This window comes from Spirosoma sp. KUDC1026, from assembly GCF_013375035.1.
Lineage (GTDB): Bacteria > Bacteroidota > Bacteroidia > Cytophagales > Spirosomataceae > Spirosoma.
The window spans coordinates 5,495,343-5,513,073 of sequence record NZ_CP056032.1; the positions used below are offsets into that span (position 1 = coordinate 5,495,343).

Genomic DNA, 17,731 nt, shown 5'->3' on the forward strand with positions numbered 1-17,731 from the left:
ACTTCGTTCCACCTGATAACTCAGGTACTAACTGGCGGCAGCAACGGTCGATTTTTCTTTCGCGTCGGGAATCCACTGCTCAAAGTGATCAGCTAGCCAGGGGACAAACGGTGCGATAACCAGAACACCCAGTGCGTTGAACAGCACGTGGGCATTGGCCAGTTGCCGCTCAACTGGTGCGCCCGCCGACAGCCATTCCACCAGATGGGTAAATGGCTCAATCACCAACAATCCGGTTATAATGGAAATAAAATTGAACGCCAGATGAAATAATCCCGTCCGAAGGGCAGCCCGCGTTCGGCCCAACGACGCGATTAACGTATCGGAACAGGTTCCTAACTCGGCCCCCATCATCAGAGCAATACCAGCCGGTAGTTGCATGAGCCCCTGACCGGACAGCACCACCGCCATACCGACCGTTGCCGATGAGGATTGCAGCAGGACCGTTATTCCGGCCCCCGTCAGCGCTCCCCGAAGGGGATCGGCCAGTTCTTTCATCCAGTTCACTACCTGCGGCAATCCCTTTAACGGCTGAACGGCTTCCTCCATCAGAAATAAGCCTAGAAACAACATCCCAAACCCCAGCAATACCTGACCCCACTGGGCTACAATATCCCGTTTAGCCAGTAACAGAAGGGCTAACCCGATAGCCATCGGTACACCCGCCCACTGGCCGATATCGAAAGCGATCAGCTGAGACGAAAAGGTTGTACCAATATTAGCCCCTAGCACAACGCCCATTGCCTGCCGAAACGTAAGGGCCTGCGTATTTACCAGCGCAATGGTCATGATAATGACAGCCGATGACGAATCCAGCAACGTAGTGACGACCAATCCCGTCAGGATGCCCGTAAAAACGTTCTGTGTAAACTTCCTGAGCCAGCCTTGCAGTCGTTCACCCGAAATAGCTTTCAAGCCATCAGCCAGGTAGTTGAGTGCAAACAGAAACAGGACCAGACCGGCCAGCACCAATAGACTAATCTTCAGATAAGGCATACACGTATTGGCTAGCGTTATTTAAAGTTACGCGGCACAGTTCTGGATCAAGCCGATCTCATGTTATCCATTTGTTATCAAACCCAGGCTCGCCTGCCTGATCAGCTACAAACAAAACCTTCCCGTCTGCACCCGGTCTGCTGAACCGGGGCCTGCGGGAAGGTTTCTTTTACAGTGATCTCCTGACTGCCAGGAGTCTACGTGATTCTATTGCTTCACAATCTTCACGGTCTGTTTTTGCGTTGCCGTGCTAACCTGGAGCAGATATATACCAGCCGTTTTACCCAGTCGAATTGTTGGGCGTTCAACCGCACCGGCCTGCTCGATAGTTTGCTGACTCACCGGTTGCCCCTGGCCATTAATTAGCTGAACCTGAACTGCTTGACCAGCCACACCCCGAATCTCTATGTCTACCGCTTCGGCTGGTGTCGGGTTACCAAGTACAAGTACCGATAGGCGCTCTACTGATTCAGCAGTCACACGAGCGTTGCCACTACCGCAGACACCCAGCCAGTTGTAGCTAAACTGGCTCACCACTGCCCCCTGGCGAGCGACCAGCGTAATGACCGGATTGTCCGTGTACAACTGCAGCGAGTACGGACCGGCGGCCGTCGTTGACGACAATTCGTTGACGACCGAGAAGCTCACCGGCTCACCTGTCAGACCCGTGTACTGGGGCACAAAGCTCACCCGGCGGGCGCCTGCCGATACGCTTTCGCAGCTCACCGTCGTCACCCCAGTCAGAGCAAACGGCTGGGCTGGTGGAGTGGTACCGGCGGGGCTTACCGTCAGTACGAAGTTGGTACTGGTCGAGAGGTTCCCCGGATCAGTAGCTGTCACGGTGATGGTGCTCACCCCACTCACCGATGGCGTACCGCTGATGGTCGTACCCGACAGGCTCAGGCCCGCTGGCAGACCACTCACGGACAAGGTCAGCTGGTTTGGCGTCTGGGCATCGGTGAACACACCGGCCAAGGACAGCGCGTAGGCCTGACCCACCGTTGTACTCTGTGCCGCAATCGGATTCGCTACGGTTGGGGCCGTGTTGACCGGCGGAGTTGTGCCCCCACAATTGGCCAGCCAGTTGTAGCTGAACTGACTCACTACCGCCCCCTGGCGGGCTACCAGCGTGATGACCGGATTGTCCGTGTACAACTGCAGCGAGTACGGACCGGCGGCCGTCGTTGACGACAATTCGTTGACGACCGAGAAGCTCACCGGCTCACCTGTCAGACCCGTGTACTGGGGCACAAAGCTCACCCGGCGGGCGCCTGCCGATACGCTTTCGCAACTCACCGTTGTCACCCCAGTCAGGGCAAACGGCTGGGTTGGCGGAGTGGTACCGGCGGGGCTTACCGTCAGTACGAAGTTGGTGCTCGATGACAGGTTACCTGGATCGGTCGCCGTCACGGTGATGGTGCTTACCCCACTCACCGATGGCGTACCGCTGATGGTCGTACCCGACAGGCTCAAGCCCGCTGGCAGACCACTCGCGGACAAGGTCAGCTGGTTTGGCGTCTGGGCGTCGGTGAACACACCGGCCAGGGACAGCGCGTACGCCTGACCCACCGTCGCACTCTGTGCCGCAATTGGGTTCGCTACGGTTGGGGCCGTGTTGACCGGCGGAGTTGTGCCCCCGCAGTTGGCCAGCCAGTTGTAGCTGAACTGACTCACCACCGCCCCCTGGCGGGCTACCAGTGTAATAACCGGATTGTCCGTGTACAACTGCAGCGAGTAAGGACCGGCGGCCATTGTCGGTGACAGTTCGTTGACGACCGAGAAGCTCACCGGCTCACCTGTCAGACCCGTGTACTGGGGCACAAAGCTCACCCGGCGGGCGCCTGCCGATACGCTTTCGCAGCTCACCGTCGTCACCCCAGTCAAGGCAAACGGCTGGGTTGGTGGCACAGCAACTGGATTCACTGTTAAGGTGAAGCTGGCGCTGGTAGAGAGGCTACCTGGATCAGTGGCCGTCACGGTAATGGTGCTTGTCCCACTCATTGAAGGTGTGCCCGAGATCGTAGCCGGTGCCATAAAGCTCAGACCTGCTGGCAGTGTACTAACCGTCAACGTCAGTTGGTTTGGCGTCTGAGCGTCGGTGAACACACCGGCCAGGGACAGCGCGTAGGCCTGACCCACCGTCGCACTCTGTGGAGCAACTGCGTTCGCTACGGTCGGTGGCGTGTTGACCACCGGAGCAGGGCTCACCGTTAAGGTAAAGCTGGTGCTGGTGGAGAGATTGCCCGGATCAGTGGCCAGAATAGTCACCGTGCTCACCCCACTCACTGACGGCGTACCGCTGATAGTCGTGCCCGATAGACTCAAGCCCGCTGGTAGACCATTCGCAAACAACGTCAGCTGGTTCGGCGTCTGGGCATCAGTAAAGACGTTTGCCAATGACAGCGTATACGCTTGACCCACCGTTGCGCTCTGCGGAGCAACTGTGTTGACTACGGTCGGTGGCGTGTTGACCACCGGAGCAGGGCTCACCGTTAAGGTAAAGCTGGTGCTGGCAGACAAGCTACCTGGGTCAGTGGCCGTCACGGTGATGGTGCTTGCTCCACTCACCGATGTTGTGCCCGAGATCGTAGCCGGTGCTACGAAGCTCAAGCCTGCCGGCAGACCACTTACCGCCAAGGTCAGCCCGTTCGGCGTCTGAGCATCAGTGAACACACCAGCGAGAGACAGCATATACGCTTGGCCCACCGTTGCGCTCTGTGGAGCAACTGCGTTCGCCACCGTTGGAGCCGTGTTGACCACCGGGGCAGGGCTCACCGTTAAGGTGAAGCTGGTGCTGGTGGAGAGGTTACCTGGATCGGTAGCCAGGATAGTCACCGTGCTTACTCCACTCACCGACGGCGTACCGCTGATGGTCGTACCCGACAGGCTCAATCCTGCTGGCAGACCATTCGCAAACAGGGTCAGCTGGTTTGGCGTCTGGGCGTCCGTGAACACACCAGCCAGAGACAGCCTATAAGCTTGACCCACCGTCGCGCTCTGTGGAGCAATTACATTTGCCACCGTTGGCGCTGTATTGACCACTGGGGCAGGGCTCACCGTAATGGTGAAGCTGGTGCTGGTGGAGAGGTTACCTAGATCGGTGGCCGTCACGGTGATGGTGCTTACTCCGCTCACCGATGGCGTACCGCTGATGGTCGTACCCGACAGGCTCAAGCCCGCTGGCAGACCATTCGCAAACAGCGTCAGTTGGTTCGGCGTCTGGGCATCGGTGAACACACCAGCGAGAGACAACGTATAAGCCTGACCCACCGTCGCGCTCTGTGGAGCAATTGCGTTCGCTACGGTCGGTGGCGTGTTGACCACCGGGGCAGGACTCACTGTCAAGGTGAAGCTGGTGCTGGCAGACAAGCTACCTGGGTCAGTGGCCGTCACGGTGATGGTGCTTACTCCACTCACCGATGGTGTGCCCGAGATCGTAGCCGGTGCTACGAAGCTCAAGCCTGCCGGCAGACCACTTACCGCCAAGGTCAGCCCATTCGGCGTCTGAGCATCAGTGAACACACCAGCTAGGGATAAGGTATAAGCCTGACCCACCGTTGCGCTCTGCGGAGCGATCGTATTGGCAACCGTTGGCGCTGTATTGACAGCGGCTCCCAGCGGTACGATTTCCGATCGGAACTTCTTGAAATTATTCTGAGTCAGTTCCTTCGCAATTACACCATCGTTGTAGAATACAGCATCTCCATTATCAACCAGCAGTTGAATTGCGCTGGCATCCATCAGCGGGCTGGGCACCTCAACAATGGATTCGAAACTTCCATTGGCGTTCAGCGCCATCAGATCAGTCGTCCGTATTACTGGAGCGTCGGCAGCATTACCTGTCCAGGTGTACAGGCGGAAATCATTAGGCGCGGCTCCGGCGTCACCGGCAGCCCCGGCAATAATAATGTATTCGTTGTTGGCGTTCTTGCGAATCTCCCGAATACCACGTCCTCCCAGATCAAGTTCGATTGGCGCACCGAAAGTTGCGCTTCCCTGCGTACCACCGTTACCCGATACAGGTAGCGTCGTGAAGTTCGTTACCGGAATGACCAGTGCATTCTTACGATCCGTTGGCGGAACCTGCGGAGCCCGGAACGATACGTAAGCCGTTGCGTTGTCGGGAGCCAGTTCTACACCTTCGATGTTGAAACCAGTTGTCTGTTTCGAACCAACACCCGCAGCAGCGCTGGCAGCCAGACCATAATAGTTGACTCCTTTACCGTGACGGTTATTTACGTCCCAGGCAATGATGTCATTGCGCAGGAAGTCATACCGACCAACGTAAGTCAGCGTTGCAGCAGCACCCGTACCGGCCACGTCCGTGGCAAATACCCGATTCCGGTTAGGCCGGTCGTTACCACCATCGGCATTGCTTTCCGAACCCATCCAGAAAATGCGGTTGCCCAGACGCGTAGACGCTTCAAGATCCACTTCACGCGGTACCCCACCCGAAATGTCGGTCAGGGCCAGCGACGAGGTAAAATCAAAACCAGCAACCGGCAAGCCCGAATTCTGACGGTTATACAACCGCAACACCTGGTTCTCATCGTCGGCTACCAGCATGTAGTTATCATCAATCCGGATCGCGGTCGATGCATCGCTGGTACCCGTATGAAAGCGCGTCGTTGACGGGGTTAACGCAGCAGCCGAAGCGGCATAGTTGACAACGTACGAGCCGTTGTTAACTCCGTCGGTTACGGTTACAGTGATCGTCGAGTACCCAACACCGGCTGGCGTGATCTTCAGGTTACGCGCAGCATCCGTTCCCGTCAGTGTCAGCGTAGAAGCTACAGCCGAGTTGCTGCTGCTGGCCGTTACGGTCAGGCTGCTAACCGGTGTATCGGTATCGCTCAGGGTGAAATTAATGCCGAGCGTAGCAGCAGGATCCGTCGGATCGTTAATAACACCGCTCACATAACCAGCCCCCGTCGCCGACAGACTCAGGTACGGTGTTGTCGATGCAGCTACCTGAATCGCCGGTACAGCCGTTACCGGATTGTCGTTGTCCGTAATCGTAACGCTAACTGGATTAGTGGCGATGCCATTGTAGGCAACATCGGCGCTGCTTGTGTTATGTATGATCTGCGCCGTATGAGTTCCCTCAACCAGATTATCATCCACAGCTGCAACGGTTACCGTCTGAGCGGTACTATAGGAGGCTGGCGTAAAGGTTAACGCAGCGGGATTCGTTGTCAGTTGACTACCCGCGTTAATCGTTACCGTCACGTCTGCTGATGGACGGCTGTTAAGGGCTACTGTATACGTATCCGTTGCCCCACCTTCGGCAACTGTCGTGCTGGCACCTGATTCCACCACGAGAACGCGATTCAGCGGAATGAAATAGCCGCCTGGGTTACCCAGGTTACCGGTTGTGGCCAAATACGAATTCTGTACATCACCCACGACTGACAGTTTATAGGTGGCAGCCAGGTTCTGACCCAGATTAGCACGCTCCGTCCAGGCGCTGATGTCAGCCGTCCGTACCGAACCGGCAATCCCTTGATCGTTGTAGGTCAGGCGGTCCACCAGCGAGCCAGTGGCATCATAAATGTTGATCTCGTCACTGCGACCCAGGTTCTGGTTGCTGCCGCCTACCACCTTCACCGACGTTGGCAGATACCAGGCCGTACGGAAAACGGTAGCGTCGGCTTCGGTAAAGACAACCGATTCGCCCGGCTGCACAATACCGAAACCACTGAGCGAGAACGAGCCCGCCGTACGGGTATTATCGTCGTAACTCCAGCCTGTCATATCGACTGGCGCGTTACCTACGTTCGTCAATTCGACGTATTCACCGGGCGTACCGTTATACATGTACTCCGTAATGCGGATCAAACCAGCCGGGGCCGCATTGATCGACAGCGAGAACGTTGTCGATGCTGATAGATTACCCGGATCAGCAGCCGTTACCGTAACCGAAACCGGTGATCCAACAGTTGTACTTGGCGTACCCGAGATCGTATTCGGACTGGTAAAGCTTAACCCAGCCGGCAAACCCGTTACACTGAGCGTTAACGCGCTCGGCGTTTCGGCATCAGCAAAGGTGTTCGCAGGAATGACATAGCTGAACACCTGACCAACCGTTGCAGTCTGGGATGGTATTACATTCGCAACCGTCGGCGCGGTGTTTGGTACAGGATTCACCGTAATGGTGAAGGTCGTACTCGCCGACAGACTGCCCGGATCAGTCGCCGTTACCGTAACGGTTGATACGCCGGTCGTCGTTGGCTGACCCGAAATAACCCGCGTAGCTGGATTGAACACCAGACCATTGGCCGGATTGATCGTTGCGGTATAGGTCAGCGTTTGATTTTCAGGATCCGTAAAGGCGGGTACCGTATAGCTGAACGCCTGACCAACCGTTGCGGTTTGGCTGGAAACGGTTGGCGCTACCGGAGCCTGATTCGGAGCCGTTACCATCACACTTACCGTAGCAAATGCAGTCTGGCTCGTTGGCGCAGTGGCATCGCGGACAATCACCGTAAAGGATTGTACTCCCGTAGGTATAGCCGATACCGAGGCCGTATTTCCGTTCGGCGTAACCGTACCGGGGCCCGTGAACGTGTAACTGTACGGCGCGGAGCCGCCCGTTACAACCGCCGACAGCGTTGTTGTCTCAGTCGTCAGCAGGTTTGACGGAGTCGCCGTCAGTGTCAACGCCAGCGGAGCCGATGGCGACGTCAGCGACAGGCCAACAATAACCGGATCGTGATCTGATGTGCGGAACTGATCAGCATTATATAACGAACTAACCTGACCGGTCGTTTTGAACTCAACGTTGTAATCCAGCACACTGGGCTCGTCGGAATTGATGTGCCATTTCTCGGCACCACTTACCTGCGCCCGCAGACTGGCACTGCCTAGGGCGTGGTCCAGCGAACCTACCTGACCATCAAACACGTACGAATACGACGTATTGGGCAGCAGGTTGGTGAAGCCGCCGTTGGCCAGTGCCGTTAACGGATTTTCCTGCGCGTACGCGTTCAGGTCACCCAGCACCAGAATGTCCGGATCGGTAGTTCCCGTTGGGTTCGTAGCAAGCCAGGCTGCCAGATCCTGCGCCTGACGGGTCCGGGTGCCGTTCGACTGTCCCTGCCCGTCTCCGGCATCAGCATCACCCGCTCCACCCGAACTCGACCCTTTCGATTTGAAGTGGTTAGCCACCGCCGTGAATACGCCACCGGTTGCGTTCTCCCGGAACGTCTGTGCCAGCGGGAAACGACCCACCGTAGTGAACGCAGCGCTGGTGGTCAGCGTAGCGGCTGCACCAACGGGCGTTACTTTCGCTGGTTTGTAAATCATAGCTACCGTAATCTCGTCGCTCGAGATACTGGTACCCGGATTAATGAACGCAAACGAACCCGGACCGGCTACGGCATTGACGCCGTTCACCAGATCCTGAATGGCGCTGGTTGCACCGTATCCATCATTCTCCAGTTCGTTGAGTGCGAAGATATCAACGCCCGACTGGACAATCGCCTGGATCGTTTTGTTACGTTGCCGGGTAAACTCAGCCTGCGTATCGGCTCCGCGGGATGTTGGAAAGCCCCCGCCCTGACCGTTACCGTTGAAATAGTTAAGCAGGTTGAAGCCCGCAACTTTCAGCGAGCCGCCAACGGCAGGCGGAGTCGTTGGTCGCGCATTCGCCGGCAGGAAGTTAACGCCGGTCGTTGATTGCAGCCGGTATCCTTCCAGACGTTCATCCAGAACCGCTGTAATACTGGCCACTTCATCCCCACCCCGTAATGTATTTGATGCACTAAGCGGGTTACCGCCCCGACCGAAGATGATTGGATCGGGGTTTTGCGCCGTACTACCGTCATCCAGGATGATCCGGCGTTTGGCGATTTCGGCCAGGTAAGCCGAGTAACCGCTCACACTAGGCGCGTTGAACTGAGTGTATTGATCCAGTCGAGCATCGGTGCCGGGGTTGTTGCTGGCTCCGTTAGCCGCCAGTACTACCTGACCGAAACGACCCAGTTGGAAATACTCCGTAACCGTCAGATTACCCGACGCAGCACTGGCCGTTATCAGCATCCCCTCGTACCGCTCCAGATCGGATACGTTCGTTACCGGAAACTGCACCGGCGTAGCCGTCGGCAGCGTACTGGCCCCGAGGTTGATAACACTGGTTAGCGTAGTCAGCTGGGTCAGGCTGCTGCTGTTGCCACCATTTGAACTGGTGAACTCACCAACGGTTCCCGTCACCCGAATCTTATCACCAGCGTTACCGGTGAACAAACCGCTAGGGTCGTAGACAAAGATCCCTTCCGACGTAGCGGGGTTACCATCGCTATCGGCATCTTCTTCCTGAACGTAGAAACCATTCAGCCGGCTCGAACCGGCGAACGTGCGGGTGACGATCCCTTCGATGGTCTGACTACCGCCGAACGCTGTATTGAACGTAGAGCCGCTACCCTGAATGGATGAAATACGTGTAATGGCTACGGTAGGGTTGATTGTACCATTCACCGCCACATTGGCACGCAGCGCACCACTCGTGATGGCTACGTTTCCGCTCACGGTACCGACTGGTGCCGACGCCGTGGTCCGGATCGTTACCGGAATCGTGCTGGCGTTGGCCGTCGGCGTAACCGTCAGGCTGGTGCTGTAAACCGAACCTGTCGTTAGCTCAAAACCGGTGGGGGCTGTTACCGTAATAGTCTGCCCGGCCAGGTTGTTGGCCGTAATCGAGAATGTCTGTGTTTCTGACGCATTCCCCTGAATGGCCGAAAAACCCGACAGGGTCGTTGGCGTAGCGGCCAGCACTGGCGTGTTCGGATCATTGACCTGACCACTAATGCTTACCGACGCGGTCAGCGTGGTGTTGCTGGTATTGGTAATGGTTCCACTCACTGCACCAATTGTTGTACCGGTCAAACGAGCGTACACCGTCGTTGATGATGTCGTGGTGGGTAACGACAGAGCGGTGGTGTAGCCCGTCCCGGCGGTCAGGCTGATTTCAACCCCGGCCGGAGCCGTCACCGTAATAGGGGCCACCAGATTGCTGGCTGTTACGGTGTACGTCTGTGGAGCCGAAGGCGTTCCCTGCGTCGTACTGAAACCTACCAGCGTAGTTGGCGATACGGTCAGTGCCGGATTGGTTGACAGTTGCGTACCCGTAATGGTCAGGTTATCGATCGAAATTTTCGGGCGTGATCCACTGACCGAACCTGTGCTGGGACCTCCATTATAGTAGTAGAAGCGAAAACGAGCCGTGGCTACGTTATCAAACGTAGTGGGCAGCGTTACCAAAATCGCTGTCGTGCTGGCTACGTTGTTGATGACGGAAAAGGTAGCTCCCAAGTCCGTAAAGGTCGTGCCATCCGTAGAGCCGTACACTTTCAGGCTACCCGGCCGGTTGCCGGTTGAGTTGTTGACTTCGGCCGCATCAAAGCTTAACCGGCCCGCTCTTACACCTGTGAAGTCAACCAGGAAGTCAACCGCCGTGCTGCTTGTGTTGTCAGATGAGCCCGTAGAAAGCAACACCAGGTTTTCGGTACCTTTCTGCACGCCACCTGATGTACCTGACGCAAACGTCGCAGATGATGCAGTGATCCGGTTTGGGTCAGGAATCGTTCCCGTTCCGCCCGCTGCTACTGGGGCAAAGCGGTTCGCGCCGGTACCAGCCGTGAAGCTGTTTGCCCAGGTGCTGATGGCCGCGAAAGTTTCGGTGTACGTAAAGTTAGGCTGCGAAGCCAGTGGCACCGGCACGGGACCGTTCACAGCCGGAGCTGCCGATACGGTTCCGTTAACCGCAACCGCCGAAGACACGGCTCCGCTGTTGTTGGTTATGTTTCCTGTAAACGTTCCCTGCGTAGCGCCGGTCAGACGTACCGAAATCGTAGCCGTTACAGCGCCCGAAGCGGGTGTCAGCGTCAGCTGGTTCTGGAACGTAGTACCGTTAGAACTTACCTGAAAACCAGTTGGGGCCGACACCGCTACGTCTGCCGTCAGGTTGTTTCCCGACAGGTTATAGGTCTGAGCCGCCGAAACTGTACCAACCGTTGTACTGAACGAGGCCAGGCTGACTGGCGTAGCTGCCAGAGTGGGCGCCGGAGCCGCTACCGTTATGGTAAAAGATGCACTGGCTGTGTTACTGGCTGGATCGGTTGCCGTAATAGTAACCGGTAAGATTCCAGCCGCATCGGGCGTACCGCTGATAATCAGGGTAGCCGGATCGAAGGTAAGCGTACTGGGCAGTCCCGTTGCTGTGTACGTTAGCGATTGGTTCTCAGGATCGGTAAAAGCAGGAACGACATAGCTGAATGCCGTCCCGACCGTAGCGGTCTGATCACTAACCGTAGCGGCAACAGGTGCCTGGTTTGCGTTGATTGTTAGTCCGAACGTAGCGCTGGTTGAGGCTCCAGCCGCATCGGTTGCCACTACGGTTATGGTCGAAGCTCCCGTTACGGTAGGTGTACCGCTGATAACCAATGTAGTATTATCGGCACTCAAGCCAGCCGGCACGCCCGTTATTAGATACGAAATCGCCTGCCCTTCGGGATCCGTAAAAGCAGGAACCGTATATGAATAAGGTACGGCTACAACGCCTGTCTGATTAGCAAACGCAGGCGCAACTGGTGGCTGGTTGGCCGCTTCGACCGTCGTTGTCACCGTCGCGGTCGAGCTATTATTCGTTTCGTTACTTTCAGCAATCGTGTTAGCAGGATCGACAACAGCCGCGCCGGGTTGTATCGTCACAGCACCGCTGGCCTGCGGACTCACCGTAACAGTCAGCGTCGCGCTGTTACCTGGCGTAATTTCTCCTCCGGTGAAGAGTACGACGCCATCCGTTTGTGAAGCCGTAAAATTATTCGCAGTTCCTGCATTGCTATACGTAACGCCCGTGGGTAAGGTAAACGAAAGCGGTACGTTCGTAGCTGTTGCCTCTCCCCCATTACTGGCAACCAGCGTATAGGTGACTGGCTGTCCTATAGTCCCTGAAACAGGTCCCGCAAGAGAAACGGTTAAATCGGGTTTTGGTAGGGCAGTTCCCCGAACGGTTACCATATCGAATCGCCAGGTTCCCGATGTCCCATAGGCCGATGTAGGCGCAGCCGCTGTGTAGCTGGTTGGATTAGCCGTGGGCGTTGAAAATTCAGCAACAATTCGAAAACGAACATCTGCCTTGTCGTTCAGGCCGGCAACTCCGGATAGATCGTATGCATTACCATTGTAAAACCGGTCTCCCGCCGTAACGGTCAGCGGATTGGCTACATCCGTGTAGGTTGTTCCACCATCAACAGAATATTGTAGACGAGAACGATTGGCGGCAGTGTTACTGAAACGCTGATCCCAGGAAATAGTCAAACTTTGGAACCCTGTTGTACTTGTCCGGAATTCAATCCCGGCGGTTTTGTTCCGAGCCGTAGCTGCCGGGAAAGTTGAGATACTGTACCCGGAATTGTCCGTTGTAATTGGATCGGTCGACCCAGAACCAGCAGCATACGTAAATGATGTTCCCCCAACATTGGTTAGGGTACCTACACCAACGGACGGTGCCGTGGTTCCCGTCGCCGGGGCATTGTCGGGCGGATTTGAGTTAAAGTTCCATTGTACGAGCGTAGTCTGCGCCCAGCCGACATTGATAGCCAGAAGAGGTAGTAGAAACAGACGACAAACCCGCAAAACACAGCTTGGTAAAAAGTGCTTCATATAAAGGAATTGAGTTAGTTGATGTCCTGGTAATCTGATGGTATTGAATTACTTCGTCAGATTACCAGGGCGCGGCAAAATTAGTAGCCCTTTCTACACCATCCCGTTACTTAACAATCTGTTAATATGAAACTTGCATAATTTACAATTCCCTAATATTACCGTGCTGGTTTACGCTTGCAGCCTGTGACTAGTAGCCCGTTGCAACCTGATAATCACGCAACTGAAAATGCCTTAGCCGGCTACCTTCCAGGAATCGAAACTGCTTTGCAATCCTGCTCGTTTATTCGTAAATTAGCCAGATTCCAAGCAGCACTGATGAACTTCAACATAACTTCAGAATTTCGGCCAACCGGCGATCAGCCCGTAGCCATTGAGAAGCTAACGGCGGGTCTCAAAGAGGGCGAACCGTCGCAGGTATTGCTCGGGGTAACGGGTAGCGGTAAGACGTTCACCGTTGCCAATGTGATTGCTCAGCTCAACCGTCCCACCCTGATCCTGAGCCACAACAAAACGCTGGCCGCCCAGCTCTACGGCGAATTCAAGCAGTTTTTCCCCGATAACGCCGTCGAGTATTTTATCTCCTACTACGACTATTATCAGCCCGAAGCGTTCATCGCCACGACCAATACGTACATCGAGAAAGATCTGGCGATCAACGAAGAAATCGACAAATTACGTCTGTCGGCTACGTCAGCCCTGATGAGTGGACGGCGCGATGTCATTGTGGTCGCGTCGGTGTCGTGTATTTATGGCATGGGCAACCCCGAAGAATTCAAGCGGAATGTCGTACGCATCGGGGTTGGCGAGCAGATGAGCCGGAATCAGTTCCTGCACCAACTGGTTGGTATTCTCTACAGCCGCACCGAGGGGGATTTCCAGCGGGGAAATTTCCGGGTCAAAGGAGACACCGTCGATCTCTACGTTGCCTACGCAGACTTTGCGTACCGGGTTATTTTCTTCGGCGACGAGATTGAAACCATTCAGCGCATCGACCCATCGACGGGGAAGAAGATTTCCGAAGAGCGGTTGGTTACGATTTTCCCGGCAAACCTTTTCGTGACGGGTCGCGATACGCTGAATAATGCCATTCATGAGATTCAGGATGACTTGGTCGCCCAGATCCGGTATTTCGAATCAGAGTTCCGGGAGCAGGAAGCGTCCCGGATTCAGGAACGTACCGAGTTCGATCTGGAAATGATGCGCGAGTTGGGGTACTGCTCGGGTATTGAGAATTACTCCCGCTACTTCGACCGTCGCCAGCCTGGTCAGCGGCCGTTCTGCCTGCTCGATTATTTCCCGGACGATTTCCTACTGGTTGTCGACGAAAGCCACGTAACGATTCCGCAGATTCGGGCGATGTGGGGCGGTGACCGCTCCCGCAAAACGGCGCTGGTTGACTACGGTTTCCGACTGCCATCTGCTATGGACAACCGACCGTTGACCTTCCAGGAGTTTGAAGATTTGTCGGGTCAGACCATTTACGTATCGGCTACTCCGTCTGATTACGAGTTACGCAAGAGCGAAGGCGTTGTGGTTGAGCAGCTTATCCGCCCAACGGGCTTACTTGATCCCGAAATTGAGGTACGGCCCAGCTTGAATCAGATTGATGACCTGCTCGAATCCATTGATGCCCGGATCAAGAATAACGAACGGGTCCTGGTGACGACGCTGACCAAGCGAATGGCGGAGGAGTTGACCAAATACCTAGAGCGGGTGGGTATCAAAACCCGCTATATTCACTCCGAAGTCAAAACTCTTGACCGGGTGGAAATCTTACGCGATCTGCGGCTGGGAAATTTCGACGTACTTGTTGGTGTGAACTTGCTACGAGAAGGCCTTGACTTGCCCGAAGTATCGCTGGTAGCGATCATGGACGCCGACAAGGAAGGCTTCCTGCGCGATATCCGATCACTGATTCAGACCATTGGTCGGGCCGCCCGGAACGCCAACGGCAAGGTAATTATGTATGCCGACACTATTACGGGGTCCATGCAGAAGGCCATCGAAGAAACCAACCGTCGCCGGGCTATCCAGATGGAGTACAACACGGATCATGGCATCGTCCCACAAACCGTGCTGAAATCACGCGAAGCCATTATGGGACAAACCAAAGTAGCCGATTCGAAAGCGAAACAGTATTACGTCGAACCCGAAGATATTCGCATCGCTGCTGATCCTGTGGTTCAGTACATGGGTAAAAATGATCTGGAAAAAGTCATCAACGAAACCCAGGCCAAGATGGAACGGGCCGCTAAAGACCTCGACTTCCTCGAAGCCGCCCGTCTACGCGACGAACTGTTTCAGCTACGCGATAAGCTAAAGAAAGAGATGGCGTAGGCCCCTGAATCAAGCGGAACGTCTACGCTTTTTACGTAGAACCGTTTGATTTTCAGCCAGATTTATTGGTTTTTATAGCGATTGGGGTGATAACCTCGACCGTTCCTTGAGGTAATGCAACCGGGGCACGCTAGCCCGGCCGGTACTAGCATTACCTCATTGTATTTTACGGCTAATCGTTTCGTTAACAACGGCTCCTGCTCCACCCTAAGCAACTGTAATTAGCCTAACAAATTTCGTTTGTTTACCGTCGAAACCCTTCTCCAATGAACTTCAGTGCATCTGGCAAACCGCTTCGCCAGTAAGGCCAGGTGTGGGCACCGTCGCGAGCCCGGTATTCATGAACTACTTTGCGCTCTAAGAAGGCCAGGTGCAGTACCGCGTTCCCCATGGAAAGCGCATCGTCGTCCCCACAATCCAGGTACCAGCGAACCCGTTTCAGGTCATTTTCGGGCGCCGACCTGGCGAGTACGATCGGACTGTTACGTTTCCAGGTGAGCGTCAGCCGGTTCTCTCCTTTTACAGGACCACTGAAAACGGGACCGTAGACTGTATTATAACGCTCATCGGGTACGGCAGCAAAGGTTTCGTCGGTACGAACAGCAGCACTCAGAGCGGCACAGGAACTGAACAGGTCCGGATGATGCATGGCCAATACAAGCGAGCCATACCCACCCATCGATAAACCCGACAAAGCCCGGTATTCCCGCTGGGGCCGGGTGCGGTACATCGAATCGACATGGGCAATGAATTCTTGGACGAACATATCTTCGTAACGTACCTTGCTCTGGTAATCATTGATATACCAGCTCGCCCCTGCATCGGGCATGACGATAATCATGGGGGGCAATTCGCCCGACTGAATCAGTTCGTCAGCAATGCGATTGGCTTCTCCGAACTGCACCCAGCTGGTTTCATTGTCGCCATAGCCATGCAATAAGTACACCACTGGATAGCGTCGATTCGATACGTAATAATCGGGTGGCAGATAAATTGAATACTTGACCGGCCGATTCAACAAAGAGCTATTCAACTGCATACTTTCCAGAAGACGAATCTGCGGGGGCGTCACAACTGGAACGGGGCCGGTTTCCTGAGGAGTTGTCAGTTTCTGACGTCGACGTGACTGTGCCGATACGTCGATCAGCACCAGCAACAGTAAAAGATTTATGAGTAAACTTCGCACAAACATGGGGGTAGAGTCACCTGAAGCTGGGACAAACGGGTATATTGACGTAACGAACGAAAACACCCTTCGGTGCATCTATTTTTACAGATCTGGTGGAGAAGTGAATACAATCTTTCCCAAAATGAATTAATTTTCGGATAGAATCGAGATGTGTTGAGTTACTTTATTAGTTACAACTCGTCTTTCATAGGTTTCTATCGGAGTCGATTACGCAACTAATAAATTGTCGTTTCGCACCAGATCGATCCCATTACGTCAAAATAAACATTTTTTTGGTCATATCCGATTGTAGTTAGATCAGTAAAACGCCTACTTTCGGGGTATACTAACCCATACTTCAATAATATCGCTTCTTTATGGCCAAACTGATTATCGTGGATGATGAGAAAAGCATTCGGGCAGCTCTACGCGATATTTTAGAATACGAAGGCTACGATGTGGACGAAGCCAAAGACGGCGAAGAAGGGCTTGATATGATCTCCCGCACAACCTACGACGTAGCGTTATGCGACATCAAGATGCCCAAAATGGACGGTCTGGAACTGCTGCTCAAAGCAAATGAAATGGGCACCAACGCTCAGTTTGTCATGATTTCAGCGTTCGGTAACGTCGATAACGCCGTTGAAGCAACAAAACGGGGCGCCTTCGATTTTATCACCAAACCACCCGATCTGAACCGGCTGCTCATCACGGTTCGCAACGCCATTGAGCACGCCAAACTGGTTCAGGAAACCAAAACGCTCAAGAAACAGATCTATAAGATCAACGAAATCGTTGGCGAGTCAGAGCCGATCCGGCGCGTCAAGGACACCATCAATCGCGTAGCACCTACCGAAGCACGGGTCTTGATAACCGGCGCCAACGGAGCAGGTAAAGAGATGGTAGCTAAACAGATTCACGAAAAAGGCAACCGGGCCAATATGCCCCTGGTTGAAGTGAACTGCGCAGCAATACCTGGCGAACTCATTGAGAGTGAGCTATTTGGCCACGAGAAAGGTGCCTTTACGGGAGCTAGTGCGAAACGGACGGGCAAGTTCGAGCAGGCCGACGGTGGAACGCTGTTTCTCGATGAGATCGGAGACATGAGTCTGTCGGCACAGGCAAAAGTACTGCGTGCTCTGCAGGAAAGTAAGATTACCCGTGTTGGGGGCGATAAGGAGGTAAAAGTCAACGTACGGGTCATTGCGGCTACCAACAAAGACCTGCGTCAGGAGATCGCCAATGGTAATTTCCGTGAAGATTTATTCCACCGCCTAAGTGTCATTGTCATTCACGTACCGCCCCTGGCTGAACGCCGGTCGGACATTATCCTGCTGGCGAATAAATTTCTGCACGACATCGCACGGGAGTATGGCTCGCCGGTAAAAAATCTGACGCAACCCGCTATGGCCTACCTGCAGTCGCTGCCCTGGACCGGTAACGTCCGCGAGCTACGTAACGTAGTCGAGCGTCTGGTCATCATGTGCGGAGACGATATCACGCTGGAAGATGTCAAGCTATATGCATAAAGAGTGAATGAGTGAAAGAATGAAAGAGCGAAAGATT

Annotated in this window: 5 protein-coding genes; 2 read left to right on the forward strand and 3 right to left on the reverse strand. The window is 54.8% G+C overall.

Going from position 1 to position 17,731, the window contains the following annotated elements:
* Positions 1–27: 27 nt before the first annotated feature.
* Together HU175_RS23170 and HU175_RS24905 are read right to left on the reverse strand one after the other, a co-directional pair.
* A complete protein-coding gene (locus HU175_RS23170) occupies positions 28–996 on the reverse strand; it encodes a Na/Pi cotransporter family protein (RefSeq protein ID WP_176568836.1) in 969 nt (322 codons plus the stop codon).
* 207 nt (positions 997–1,203) lie between these two features.
* Positions 1,204–12,657, reverse strand: coding sequence for an ExeM/NucH family extracellular endonuclease (locus HU175_RS24905; RefSeq protein WP_228724255.1), 11,454 nt, complete (start codon positions 12,655–12,657; stop codon positions 1,204–1,206).
* A 318-nt stretch (positions 12,658–12,975) separates the two neighbouring features.
* Here HU175_RS24905 and uvrB point away from each other — a divergent pair, with 318 nt between their 5' ends.
* Positions 12,976–14,997 (forward strand): excinuclease ABC subunit UvrB, encoded by a 2,022-nt coding sequence (gene uvrB / locus HU175_RS23205; protein ID WP_176568837.1) that lies wholly within the window; start codon positions 12,976–12,978, stop codon positions 14,995–14,997.
* Positions 14,998–15,241: 244 nt separating this feature from the next.
* Here the strand turns inward: uvrB and HU175_RS23210 are convergent, their stop codons facing one another.
* A complete protein-coding gene (locus HU175_RS23210) occupies positions 15,242–16,189 on the reverse strand; it encodes an alpha/beta hydrolase (protein ID WP_176568838.1) in 948 nt (315 codons plus the stop codon).
* Between the two features lie 353 nt (positions 16,190–16,542).
* On the opposite strand from HU175_RS23210, the gene HU175_RS23215 reads away from it, so the two are divergent.
* A complete protein-coding gene (locus HU175_RS23215; protein ID WP_176568839.1) occupies positions 16,543–17,694 on the forward strand; it encodes a sigma-54-dependent transcriptional regulator in 1,152 nt (383 codons plus the stop codon).
* The last annotated feature ends 37 nt before the right edge of the window (positions 17,695–17,731 follow it).

Excerpts from the sequence above, each read along its gene's own strand:
- HU175_RS23210 (WP_176568838.1), bottom strand. The coding sequence starts at position 16,189 with ATGTTTGTGCGAAGTTTACTCATAAATCTTTTACTGTTGCTGGTGCTG.
- HU175_RS23170 (WP_176568836.1), bottom strand. The coding sequence starts at position 996 with ATGCCTTATCTGAAGATTAGTCTATTGGTGCTGGCCGGTCTGGTCCTG.
- uvrB (WP_176568837.1), top strand. The coding sequence starts at position 12,976 with ATGAACTTCAACATAACTTCAGAATTTCGGCCAACCGGCGATCAGCCC.
- HU175_RS24905 (WP_228724255.1), bottom strand. The coding sequence starts at position 12,657 with ATGAAGCACTTTTTACCAAGCTGTGTTTTGCGGGTTTGTCGTCTGTTT.
- HU175_RS23215 (WP_176568839.1), top strand. The coding sequence starts at position 16,543 with ATGGCCAAACTGATTATCGTGGATGATGAGAAAAGCATTCGGGCAGCT.